At 71.9% G+C, this 12832-nt stretch carries 4 protein-coding genes; 1 reads left to right on the top strand and 3 read right to left on the bottom strand.

Annotated features, from left to right (window positions below; genetic code table 11):
- Positions 1–92: 92 nt before the first annotated feature.
- Entirely contained in the window at positions 93–575 is a 483-nt protein-coding gene (locus B4N89_RS43770) for a nucleoside deaminase (RefSeq protein ID WP_078982419.1), read from the top strand.
- 92 nt (positions 576–667) lie between these two features.
- On the opposite strand, the gene B4N89_RS43765 is transcribed toward B4N89_RS43770, so the two are convergent.
- The 3 genes from B4N89_RS43765 to B4N89_RS43755 all read right to left on the bottom strand — a co-directional run bounded on the left by B4N89_RS43765 (position 668) and on the right by B4N89_RS43755 (position 12676).
- Positions 668–1663: an RICIN domain-containing protein gene (locus tag B4N89_RS43765; protein ID WP_078982175.1), complete on the bottom strand. Its 996-nt coding sequence runs from the start codon at positions 1661–1663 to the stop codon at positions 668–670.
- Positions 1664–1739: 76 nt separating this feature from the next.
- Complete coding sequence (locus B4N89_RS43760; RefSeq protein WP_078982174.1) at positions 1740–4370, bottom strand: right-handed parallel beta-helix repeat-containing protein; 2631 nt, start codon at positions 4368–4370, stop codon at positions 1740–1742.
- Positions 4367–12676 carry a hypothetical protein gene (locus B4N89_RS43755; protein WP_078982173.1) on the bottom strand — a complete coding sequence of 2770 codons (8310 nt, stop codon included), beginning with the start codon at positions 12674–12676 and terminating at the stop codon, positions 4367–4369. The genes B4N89_RS43760 and B4N89_RS43755 overlap by 4 nt, the downstream gene beginning before the upstream one ends.
- Positions 12677–12832 lie beyond the last annotated feature (156 nt).

Here is a 12832-nt window from a genome sequence, read left to right as displayed (position 1 = left end):
TGACGGCGCGTCCGGGCGCGTCCGGGCGCATCCCCGTACTTCGATTTTCCGCACCCACGAATGGAGTCACCGTGACCGCGCATGCCCAGGAAATGCCCGCCCGAGAACTCGAACGCGCCTGGATGGACGAGGCGATCAGGCTCGCCACGACCAGCGTGACCGCCGGCGGCGGTCCGTTCGGCGCACTCGTCGCCAGGGCCGACAAGGTGATCGCGATCGGGCACAACCGGGTCACCGCGACGCTGGACCCGACCGCGCACGCCGAGGTGAGCGCGATGCGGGCCGCCTGCCGGGAGTTGGACACCTTCTCGCTCGACGGGTGTGTCCTGGTCACCTCGTGTGAGCCGTGCCCGATGTGCCTGTCCTCCGCGCTGTGGGCGCGCGTCGACCGGATCGTCTACTCCGCCGACCGGCACGACGCGGCGGTGGCCGGATTCGACGACCGCAAGTTCTACGACCTGTTCGAGAAGAAGCCGAGGTCGATGTGGCCGACCCGGGTCGAGCAGTTGGAACTGCCCCATCGCACCGCGCCGTTCGACGCGTGGCTGGCCAAGTCGGACCGCGTCGAGTACTGACCCGGCCGCCGCCGCGCCCGGGGCGGCGTGTCCCGAATGCCGCGCCGGCCACCTTGCTGCCGCAGGGTGGCCGGCGCGGACGGGGTTCGCGATCAACGCATCCAGGCCTGGTTCCAGTTGCCGTGGCAGGGGTAGAGGCGGATCCCCGCGCCGTCGCCGGAGTTGTTGTTCCAGATGTCGGCGCACATGTTGGCGGTCTTCGTGTAGAGGGTGTTGTTGCGCAGCGCGAACTGCTGCGCGGGATTGCCGCTGCAGTAGGCGAGTTGCACGATGGTGCCGGAGGCGGTGCCGCCCCAGGCCGCGTCCATGCACAGGCCCTTGGTGCGGATCGTGCCGTCGGAGCGGATGTCCCACTTCTGGTTCACGTCGCCGTTGCACGACCACAGGATCAGTGGCGTGCCGTCGGAACCCGACGAGCCGCTCAGGCACTTCCCGGAGGCCGGGTTGCGCAGGGGGCTGCCGGGGACGGTGCTCTTCGCCGGCGGCATCTGCGGTCCCGGGCCGCCGACCAGGGGTTTGGGTGCCTCGGTGCGCGGTTGCTGCTTGACCGGCGTCTGCTTGGGCGCGGGCGGTGCGACCGGGCGCTGCGTCGTGGGCGGCGGATCGGCAGCCGGCGGGGTCGTCGCTCCGGCGGGGCCGGCCTGTCCCGGTGCGCCCGGAGCACCCGGCGCTCCGTCGGCCCCGGGCAGGCCGTTCGCCCCGGGCAGCCCGTCCGCCCCGGGGGCTCCCGGTGCCCCGGGTGCTCCGGGTGCACCCGGCAGGCCGTCGGCTCCGTTCGCCCCGGGTGCGCCGCCCTTGCCGGGCGCGCCGGTCTTGGCGCCCACGGCCGAGACCGTGCGGTGGTGGTTCGCCGTATCGCCGCTCGCGCTGCTCTGGGCCACGGTCACCGCCAGCGTGCTGACGACGACGATGCCGGCGGCGGAGGCGAGGGAGATCCACACCCGCCGCCCGGGCAGGAGGCCGCGCGCCGGACGGGGCGGCCGGCGGGCATACGCCTGCGCGAACGACGGCGCGGCTCCCGCGGCCGCCGTAGGCGCGGACGAACCGCCCGGCGGGGCAAGCGTGTTGGGTTCATTGGGTTCGGACACGAACTACTCCTCTATCAGCCACGAGCCATCGGCCACAAGCCATGCGTCGGCACCGGGATCGGCCGACGAAACCCGGTCAATCCGAGCCCACCAACCGCGGCAGATCCATCTCGTCCAGGACCATCAACTGCCGCGTGTCCGGAGCGTCCAGATCGGCCATGCGCATTGCCTGACGTTCCGTCATCTGCTGGAACACCTGCCGCGCGGTACGGCCGTTGCCGAACTGCGCGCCACGCGGCATCGCGGTGAACAACTCGCCGAGCGCCTTGCGCGCGGCGGTGCTGAGTTCGTAGCGGTGCCGGCCCGCGTGGTGTTCGACGATGCGCACCAGATCGGTGGCGGAGTAGTCGTCGAACAGCAGGCTGCGGGTGAAGCGGGAGGACAGACCCGGGTTCGACGCGATGAACCGCTCCATCTCGTCCGGGTATCCGGCGACGATCACGACGACCTCGTCACGGTGGTCCTCCATGAGTTTGACGAGGGTCGCGACGGCCTCGCCGCCGAAGTCGTTCGCCACGCCGGCGGGCACGAGGGCGTACGCCTCGTCGATGAACAACACGCCGCCCCGGGCCCGGTTGAACGACTCGGTCGTCTTCGGGCCGGTGTGCCCGACGTATTCGCCGACCAGGGAGCTGCGGTCGACTTCGACGAGGTGGCCGCGCTCCAGCAGCCCGAGGGCCTTGAGCAGCCGGCCGTACAGGCGAGCGATGGTGGTCTTGCCGGTGCCCGGGTTGCCCGCGAAGACCAGGTGGCGGCTGAGCGGCGGCGCGGGCAGTCCGGCCTCCTGGCGCATGCGCACCGTCTGCATCAGCTTGACCATGCCGCCGACGTCGCGCTTGACGCCGCCGAGGCCGACGAGTTCTTCGAGTTCGGCGAGCAGGTCGTCCAGGGTCTCCGGCGGCGGCGGTGCCTCGCCGAGTTCGGCCAGGTCGACCACCGCCGGCGCGGCGGGGGCGGGGCTCGCGCCGACCGGGGCGACCCGGCCGATCGGGGCCGGTGTGGTGGGCCGGGGCGGGGCACCGGGGGTGCCCGGCGACGAGTCGGGCAGGGTGGAGGTCTCGACCCGGACGGACACGCAGTCCTCGAACACCGGGCGGGCGCCGTCGGAGTGGCCGACGTCGCGCGCGCAGTCGAAGATCCGACAGCCGACGAACCTCGGCTCGGCGTCGCGGCCGATGTGCAGCGCGGGGTAGGCGCACGCCGACAGGTCGCTGTGTTCGATCAGGCCGCCCGCGCCGTCGCCGAACAGGATGCCGTTCTTGCCGGTCCCGTCCACCCGGATGCCGCGCACGGTCGGTGTCGCGTCGCGCCCGAGCACCAGTCCGCTGCCGGCGACGGCGAAGATGCCGCCGCCGTCCATGCGCAGCCGGGCACCGGACTCGACGCTGACCCCGGCGCTGCCGCTCTCGGCGATCCGGGTCGCGTACAGCGTGGCGACCGCGTCCGCCCCGATCTCGACGCCGGTGCGGCGGGATCGGTTCACCACACACTCGCGCAGTTCGGATTCGGTGGCCGAGCGCAGCCGAACCCCCGTCTCGCCGCCGTCGATCCGTGAGGCGAGCATGGTCAATCCGGCGGCGTCGGCCACATGCACGCCGCACATGCCGGCGTCGGTGACGGTGAGGTCGGCGATCTTCGCCTCGGCGGCCGCGACCACGGCGAGGCCGTGTTCGTCGCTGCGGTCGAGGCGGCAACCGCCGATCCGGGCCCGGGAGTTCTCGCCGAGATGGATCGCGGTGAATCCGGAGCGGGTGATCAGCGACGCGGTCATCGTCACCTCGGAGACGCCGAGCGCGACGACGCCGTTGCCGGCCGGGGCCTCGATCCGGCAGCCGTCCGCGCTCAGGTGCGCCGCGCCGCCCGTGGCGATCGCGCTGGCCTTGGCGTCGGTGACGCGGCAGTCGTTCAGGTGTACCCGCGCCTCGTGTTCGGCCTGCACGCCGCTGCGGCCCGCCGCGCGGATCCGGCAGTCGACCATGCGCAGTTCGCCGCGGTCCTCGACCAGGGCGCCGTTGCGTCCGGCGCGGTCGAGCGTGGTGTCCAGGGCGAGCAGCCGGGCGTCGCCGCGTACCCGCAGCGCCGAACCGGAGGTGTCGCGTACCCGCAACCGGTCGGCGATCAGCACCGCGTGGTCCGACAGCGCCACGCCGACGCCGTCGATCGTCTCCACGAGCGTGTCCTCGATCCGGGCCCGGGCATCGCCCGCCAGGACCAGCGCGCCGTGCCGCGCCCCGCGCAGCCGGCCGCGACGGATCACCAGGACGCCGCCGCCGGTCGGATCGCCGAGGTCGGCCTCCAGGGTGTCGGCGAACCCGAGCGCGGCGTTGTGCGCGGCGCCGGCCGCGCTCGTCGAGCCGACCACCTCCACCCGGCCCCGGTCGAGTTCGCACCCCTCCAGGGTCAGGCCCGCCGCGTCCTCCACCCGCACCACCGGCTCCGCCGGGTCGGCGCCGTGCAGCACGAGGCCGCGCACCACGCAGTCGGGGGCGGCCACGGTCAGCGCGACGCCGCCGGGCGCGCGCACCACGACCGTGCCCGCGCCGTGCTCGGCGCGCAGCACCACCCGCCGCTCCAGGCGCAGCGTCTCCGGGTACTCGCCGGGGGCGATCACGATCTCGGCGCCGGCGGGCGCGCCGGCGAGCGCTGCCGTGATGGTGCGCCGGCTGCGGCGGCCCCCGGGATCGACGTGGATTGCCGTAGTGCTCATCCGCCACCCGTTCCCGATCCCGGCAGGAGGTTGTCGGACGAGGTGCCGTCCGGTACATGGCCGATCCAGTGCACGGTCGCCGGGCTGAGTACCAGCAGGCCGAAGAGTTTCTCCACCATCTTGCCCAGCCCGCCCACGAGGAAGATGTCCGCCGGCCCTTGGCGGTGGATCCACCGGCTGCCCATCGAGTGCTGGATCAGGGCCCGCAGCGCGCCCACCGAGACGGTGCCCAGGACCCCGCCGACCATGGAGGCCAGACCGGCCAACGCGGCGTCGCCGCCGGTGAGTTTGATGATCGCGCCGTCGGCACGGCGGACCCCGAAGATCGCGGACTGCGCCGCGCCGCTGACGAACCCCGCCACCGCGCCGGTGCTCAGGCCCACGGCGAACTCGTACGTGCCTCCGCGCCAGCGCACCGGGCGCTCGTTGGCCGCCCACTCGGTGTTGGCACTGTCGTCGTTGGGCCGCCAAGGCCCCGGCTGTCCGTAGTCGATGTTCGACCAGTACACCTTCCAGCCGCCCCGGTTGGCCGCCAGGTGCGCCGACGAGACGGTGCCCTTGGTCATCGAGCTCAACGCGGCGCCGAACGCGGCGCGGCCGACGTCGATCATGCTCAACCCGCCGCCGGCGCGCAACCGGATGATGGACAGCACCAGGAGGTTCACGGTGAAGTCGAGCAGGAACTCGTGGGACATGTCGATGCCGACGGACTGCAGCGCGCGAAGCATGAACGGCTCCGGCACCACCTCGCCGTCCACGGACGGGCCGTAGCCCCAGCGGTTGGGTTCGCGGAACGTGCGGTTCAGGGCGCGGTATTCGTTGGCGAGGCCGGTGAAGTGGGTCTCGCGACCGATGATGATGCCGCCGTCGGCGTTGTACTCGTGGATGTAGCCGGGGATCGTGCGCTCGTTGATGACGGTGATGCCGTCGATGTCGTAGCGCCGGGCGTGTTTGTTGAAGTTGTTGATCTCCAGGAACGTGTCGTCCGCGAGCTTGACCTTCGCCTGCGCGATGATGCCCTGGTCGGACTCCTGCCACAGGTGCCGGTTGAACTCCGTGGTGGGAGTGGGCCGGAAGTCGCGGACCCGGAACGGGCTGTCGGTGAAGAAGTCCCGGAAGGCGTTGGTGTATTTGCGCGCCGGGATCTCCTGCACGACCTGGTGGTCCAGGCTGGTGATCCGATCGGACCACCGGGCGCCCTTCTCCCAGCCGGGGAGCGGGTTGCCGTGCCGGTCGAACCAGTGCCGGACACGATCGCCGACACCGTCGCCGAAGTGCATCACGTTGTTGTTCGCGTCCAGCTTGTTCCAGTGCCAGACCTCGTTGCCCGCGGCGTCGACACCCTTCCATCCCTGGACGCTCAGGCCCTCGCCGAGTTGTCGGTGGTCGCGGATGAGGTTGCCGCCCGCGTCGAAGTCCTGGAACGACTCGCGGTCGAAGTGCCACGGCGAGATCTGCCGTTCGAAGGCGGTGATGCGCTTGCCGCCGATGGTGGGATCGAGCGCGTCGTGCCACCGGAACTCGCGCGGGTTGCGCCCCATGGTGCCGATGATCTCGACGCGTCCCACTCCGTCGGGAGCGGGGAAGGAGTCCATCCGGGCGACGACCACGCCGTGGTGGTCGTACCGGATCCAGTTCCCGGCGTGGGTGTCGAACAGGCCGCGGGTGTTCGGCCCCGCGCCGTCGGCGGCGCCGACGGCGGGCCTGGGCCGGTAGTCGATGACCGTGCCGTCGGAGAGGCCGGTGCGCACCACCCGCCACTCCTTGGTGCCGGGGGAGTACCAGTCGCCGTCCTCCACGTCGTCGGTGATCCGGTCCTGCCAGGTGATCTGGCGATCGCCGGTGCCCGGGGTGACGACGAAGTCGCCCTCGTGGAACGTGCGGTGGCCGTGCAGGCCGTCGGCGCCCTCGGTCCACGGCAGGTAGCCGGGGCGGTGCGCCACCTGCGCGCCGGCGACCTCGGGCATCCGGACGTCGCCGACGGTGAGAGTGGTGCCGTTGTGCAGGGGGCGCACCTCGCGGACGATGTCGCCGGTGTGCGCGACGTCGATCACCGTCTTGTTGTTGGTGATGAACTGTACGCCGTGCCCTTCCGGACCGCCGCCCGCCGGCTCCTGCTTCCAGGTGCCCACGCGCAGCCGGTTGTCGTGGGCCAGCCACGGGTGCCGGGAGAGGTCGGCGACGCGGAACTCGCCGCTGAACAGGTTGCGGAAGAACACCGGGGGCCGCTGCTCGGCGAAACGTTCGAACGTGAGGAAGTCGCCGTTGTGCAGGGTCTTGCCGAGCCCGTTGATGTTGCCGTCGGCGTGCCGGGAGACCCAGTCGCGCGAGGGGACGCCGTCCGGTCCCAGTTCGAGCTGGTGGTAGCGGCGCACGTTGTGCAGACCGAGCTGGAAGCGGCCGAACTTCTTCTGGGCGGTGACGATCTCGTTGGTGATCGGGTGGCGCATGGTGTCGGTCCAGCCGCGTCCGAGGCCGGAGTCCCAGTGCCGGTTGCCGGACGCGATCGCCCGGAAGTCGGCGTCGAAGCGCACCCACCTGGTGTCGGCCGCGAAGCCCTGGGTCGCCGGGTGGTGGCGCAGATCGGCCAGCACGTGCCCGCCGTCCGCGCTGAGCTGGAAGTGCCGGACCCGCACGTCGAAGCCGAACACGCTCTTGACGTCGAACCAGCTGCGGGTGCTCTCACCCCAGTGCCGGGTGCCCTCGTGCACGAGGTTGCCGTTGATGTCGAACTCGGCCCATCGACCCCGCTGATTGACCAGACTGAAGGTGCCCAGCGAGGCGGACGAGTGGTGGGCGTCGAGGATGTTGCCATCGGACAGGACGCGTCGTTCGAACACGGTGACCTTGAGGTGGCTGATCAGGTGCACGTGGCCGGCGTCCGCCCCCTTCGTGTCCACCACGCCGCCGTCGAACCACTTCGGTCGGCCCGGCGTGGGGATGGGGACACCGTGGGCGTCGGTGCGTACCAGCGACCACGTGGCCTCGCCGCCGCCCGCGGGGTACGTGACCTCGAAGTGCCGGTTCGGGTCGATGCCGCCCCGGGCGCCGACGATGTCGATGCGCTGGAACTCCAGGCGCCCACCCGGGTCGAACCGCTGGAACTCGCCGGCACGCGCGCCGACGCCGCCGATCCGGTACCCGCCGCCGGGTTCCTGGGTCGCGCGCAGGCCCGGGAGGTGGTCGAGATGGCCGCTCAGCACCCGCAGGTCGCCCGGCGTGGTGCTCAGGAACCGGGTGTGCAGGGGATCGCCGATCCGGGCGTCGGACAGCCCGATCATGTCGAACCGGTGGACTCCCGCGCCGTCGTCCACCCGGAACACGGTGATCCCGCCCTCCTGCGTCACCGGGCGCGCGGTCACGTGGAAGTCGAGGTTGCCGGTCCGGTCGAACAGGCGGAACTCGCCGCCGGCGCCCGCGACGTGGTAGCCGCCGCCGGGGCGGATGCGCACGGTCGTGTTCGCGACGTCGGCGAGCGTGTCGTCGACCAGGGTGTGCGCCCCGCCGGGGTGTACCCGGACGAGTTGCGACAGGTCGACACGGTCCACACCGGTCAGGCGCAACACCTCGAACTCGAACGCGCCGGTGGCGGAGAAGCCCCGGACCATGCCGGTCTCCCCGTGGGTGACCCGGAGTGTGCCGTCGGGGCGCGCGACCACCGAGAAGCCGAGGTTGCCGCCGTCGGCGCCCTTGAGCAGGTGCCGCGGGTCGGGCGCCGCCGCCCCGGCGACCGGGGCCGGGGTGAAGACGAACTCGTGCGTCGCGGCGCCGTCGGCCCCGCGCAGGCCGACCACGTCGTAGCGGTGTGCGCCGCGCATGTCGACGACGATGTGATCGGTGCCGTCGCCGACCCTGAATCCACGACCCGGCCCAGCAGTCGTTTGCGCGAACCCCTCGGTGGTGATCCCGGTCTGGCGCACGACGTGCGCGTTGGGGACGGCGACGAGATGCTCGTCGACGAGAGTGTCGGTGCCGCCTTCGATGCGCACGAACCGGCCGTCGAACGGGCCGCCGCTCAGGTGGGTCGCGTCGTAGCGGTGGGCACCGTCGAGACCGTGCGCGGTGAACGACCCGTCGGGGTCGGTGAGTCGGAACTCGTCGCCGACGCGGGTGACGGTGAGGTTCGTGTCGGATACGCCGCTTCGGTCGCTCGGGTGCGGCACGGGGACGTCGGGGGTGCCCACCGGAGTGTGGACGAACCGCCCGGCCCCGGGACCGCCGGTCAGCTCGAGCGCGTTGTGGGTGTGCGCGCCGACGTTGTTCACGACGATCTTGCCGCCGGGGTGCCCCACCAGGTAGCCGCCGCCGTGCTGCGGGGTGACCTCGGTCTCCCCCGGCACGATCCGGCCGTCGCCGTGCACCAGTCGCGGCGCTCCGTCGGCGGCGTCGGGCAGCCGGATGAAGCCGCCGGGCGCGCCGCCTCCCGTGAGCGGCAGGGCGTCATGCGAGTGGGCGCCCCCCGGGGCGTGCACCTGTACGACATGGGGCTGCCCGCTCGCGCCGGTGACGTGGAACGTGTTGTTCACGGTGCGCACGGTCGCGACCGTGGCCGGCGCGCCGTCGTCCGCGCGCAGGTGCGGCAGCCGGTTCGGACCGCCGACCGGGGTGAACACGTGCAGGCCCGTTCCGGCGCCGCCGGGGGTGGTGAGGGTCACCACGTCGTGTGCGCGGGCGCCGGCCGCGTCGACGTGGAACCGGCCGCCGGCGTGTTGGATCCGGAACTCGTTGCCGATCTGGCGGAAGACATGGGTGTCGGGCACCGGCGCGCCGTCGGCGTGCGCCAGTTGGGGCGTGCCGACGTGCGGCGAGCGGATGTGGCCGCCGGCCACGCCCAGGCGGTCGATGCCGGTCAGCGGCAGCGAGTTGTGCGAGAACCGGCCGTCGGCGCCGAAGACGCGCACGGTCGGGCCGGTGCCGTTGGGGACGACGTGGAGCATGCCGCCCGCGTGTTCCGGCACGGTGACGACGCCGAGTGACCTGGCGGCGTCCGCGCCGACGAGGGTGCGGGCGCCGCCGCCGTCCGGGGTCAGCACGTGCAGCGCCAGGGGCCGGCCGTTGGAGCCGATCAGGCGCAGCCCGGAGCCCGACGGCGTACCGGTGGCCGGGTCGTAGAGCCGGAAGCCGCCGGGTGTGGGGACGACGATGCCCACGTCGTTGAAGTGCACCGGTGGCGCGCCCGGGTCCGTGTGCAGGGCGTTGCTGGCGCCGTCGAAGTGGGTGATGCCGAGGGTTCGGTCGTTGTGGTCGACATGGATCGCGACCAGGGTGTCGTCGTGTTCGCCGCCGGTGAGGGTGATGCGCCGTTCGATGCGGTCGAGCCGCCCGCTTTCACCCGATACGTCGAAGTCCCAGCGGCGCACCGCGACGTTCGCCACGATCTCCTGCTCGACCCGCACGATGTCGTTCCCGGCCGGGCCGGTCACACGCGAGGGGGTCAGGTGCGCCGCGTCCGGACCGCCGGTGATCCGGATGCCCTCGATGCCGCCGCCGTCGCCGACGCGGTACTCCAGGCGCGTGCCGGACAGTCCGGGGATGTCGACGACACGCTGCCCGGGGCCGGCGACGGTCGGCACGGTCGACCCGGTGGTGGTGACGTGCGGGAGCTGCGGGGCGGGCAGCGTGGTCAGTTCGACGGCCTGCCCGGGGACGGGGCCGGTGACGTGGGTGTCGATGATCTGGTCGTCGAGGAGGCGATGGTTGTTCGCGGCGCTCAGCTCGTAGTCCCAGCGCTGGGTGCCGCCGTCCCCGAGATTGCGCTCGATCCGCAACACCTCCCGGTCGCCGACGGTGATGTGGTCCGCCGAGAGGTCGCTGCGACCGCCGGGATCGATGTGGATGTCGACGGTGCGGCCGGCCTGCGTGCTTGGCAGGACCCGTACCTCGACGCCGTTCAGGCCCGGGATGGTGCGGAACGTGTGCGCGAAGTCGTAGCTCGCGCCCTGCATCATGAACACGTTGAGGTTGTGGGTCGCCCCGCTCGCCGGGACGAAGTGCGCGCCGCCGGTGAGGCCGCCGGACACGGTCGGAACACCCGGCAGGCCGCCCGGCGCGGTGTGCACCACCGGGCCCGACGCCGGGCCGCCGAGGACCACCCGGCTGCCGTTGAGGTCGATGTGCGTGCCGGTGCCGCCCAGGCCTTGCACACCCTTGACGTCGACCCCGCTCGCGCCGGGCCCGACCAGGGAGGTCTCGCCGTCGGCGCCGGTACGCAGGCCGCCGAGGTGGGCCGAATTCACGTCGGCCATGTGGATCGGCCCGCCCGTGTGGGGAGTCGCCACCTGGGCGATCGCGGGCAGGCCGCCGACGTTGGGCGTCGCGACGTGTCCGAGGGCGCCGATGCCGGTTACCGAAGGCACGGCGACCTGGCCGGTGTTCGGCAGCGCGCCGACGTTCGGCGTCTGGATGTGCGTGGTGAGCGGGAGGGCGCCGACCCCGGACACATTGACGTGTGGCAGGGCCGGCGTGGTGACGTCCGGCATGGCGACGTGGCCCGGTTGCGGGAGAGCGACGGCGCCGAGCCCGTCGAGCCCGGTGTGCGTGTTCGTACCCGGCGTGGGCAGGTCGTGCACCAGCGCGCTCGATCCGGGCAGGCCGAGTTGGATCTTGCCGACCACGCCGGCGCCGACGGTGTCCAGGTTGGGGATGCTGATGTGTCCGAGCGCGGGCGGCAGCGCGTGCACGCCGGTGGCGCCGAGGCCGGTGATCCCGTGCGGGACGGAGAAGTTGCCGGTGAGGTGGGTCAGGCCCAACCCGGTGAACGAGAACGAGGGGATGTCGGCGATCCTGGCGCCGACTCCGGGAAGGTGGGTAAGCGCGTTCAGGCCGCCCAGGTCGTTGATGAAGGTGCCCAGGCCGGGGAGGTTGCCGGCGTGGAAGCCGGTGCCGAACGTGTTCAGCGACGGCAGGTTGATCACATCGAAGTGGCCGAAGCCGTTGGTGAACTTCGTGGACAGCGGCGGCATGTCGAACGCGCCGCCGAGCGGGCCCGAGTGCACCGAGTCGAACGAGCCCAGGTGCACGTTGGGCAGCTTGATCAGCTCGCCGCCGTGCCCGAACGCGTTGAACCCGGCGTTGGCGGCGGCGGAGATCTTGGAGCCCGCGCCGATGAACTTGCCGTCGATGAAGGCGCCGTAGCGGTACATGCCGAACACGCCGCGGTCGATGAAGCCGATCCGGAAGGCCAGCCCCAGGCCGTTGGGCATCTCGTCGGCCGCCACCGGCAGGAACAGGCGCAGTCCCTTGAAGCCGCTCAGGCCGTGCGCGATGGAGGTGCCCAGATTCTTGAACGCGTTGAGCGTGGTCGCCACCGCACGCAGTCCGAAGAACGTCTTCGCGCCGGCCAGGTTGATCACCGTGAGTTCGGCGCCGAGCGGGAAGAATTTGAGGCCGCCGCCCAGCTTCGCGAAACCGGGCCCCATGGTCAGGAGCGGACCCAGTTTGAGCCCCTGTGCGCCGCCCCTGATCCACGAGCCCGCCGCGGCCACCGCGTCGTCGATACCCAACCCGACCCGGCCGAACAGCCCGAACGAGTTGGCGCCGCCGCCGAAGAAGTTCTTGGTGCCGGTGATCCCGCGCCCGCCGATGCCCTTGATGCCACTCCACAGCTGACCCAGGTGCAGGCCCTTGGTCGTGGGGGCGATCATGCCCAGGATGCCCAACACGAGTTGGGTGACACTCGCCTTGCCGTGCGCGAAGTCGATCGCGGTCTTGATCAGGAGCGCGACATTCAGCGCGATGCTGAGCAGCGCGAGCGGACCGCCGATGAAGATCGCGGGAATGGCCAGGATCAGCGCGATCCAGCCGAGCGCCTTCCAGAACTCCTCGCACTCGTCCACGGGGGAGGCGATGGACTGGCCGGCGGCCATGATCTTGCGCGCGGCGGTGTCGGCCGCGGTCGACAGGATCGACTTGGCGTCCTCCGCGGTGGTCTTGTGCGCGGCCCGCCCCTCCTTGTCGTCCTCCGACAGCGCGGCCGCGGCGGACAACGCGGTGTCCGCGCGGTGTTGCTCGTGACGCATGACGCCGACGTAGGCGGTCAGCGCGGCGCGTACGTCCTCGTGGGCCTTCTTGAACGTGGAGATGTAATTGCGCAGGTTTCCGTCGATGACGCCGCGCAGCGCCTCGGCGGTCTTGCCGACGAAGATCACGCTGGAGGTGTTCTTGACTTCGGTCAGACCGCTGTCGATGGTCTTGGCGAGTTCGACGAACGCCAGTTCCGCGGCGATCACGCGGTCGATCCGGTCGGCGTCGCCGGGCGTCGGATCGCTGTCGAGGCCGAGCGCACTCCAGTCCCCGGGACGAGCCATCGAAGCGCCTCTCTCGCTCGATTCGTGCAACCACGGCGCTCCTTTGTACGCGCCATTGGTTCGCCGGGTTCATTCTTCCTCGCGACAATCTCGGTTGAACCCCCGATGGTTGCGACGCGTACAGAAATGGGAGCGGTTCGCGGCGCGGGCGCGCAC

Source organism: Embleya scabrispora, from assembly GCF_002024165.1.
GTDB lineage: Bacteria > Actinomycetota > Actinomycetes > Streptomycetales > Streptomycetaceae > Embleya > Embleya scabrispora_A.
This window is presented reverse-complemented; position numbering and strand designations above follow the sequence as displayed.

Excerpts from the sequence above, each read along its gene's own strand:
- B4N89_RS43770 (WP_078982419.1), top strand. The coding sequence starts at position 93 with ATGCCCGCCCGAGAACTCGAACGCGCCTGGATGGACGAGGCGATCAGG.
- B4N89_RS43755 (WP_078982173.1), bottom strand. The coding sequence starts at position 12,676 with ATGGCTCGTCCCGGGGACTGGAGTGCGCTCGGCCTCGACAGCGATCCG.
- B4N89_RS43760 (WP_078982174.1), bottom strand. The coding sequence starts at position 4,370 with ATGAGCACTACGGCAATCCACGTCGATCCCGGGGGCCGCCGCAGCCGG.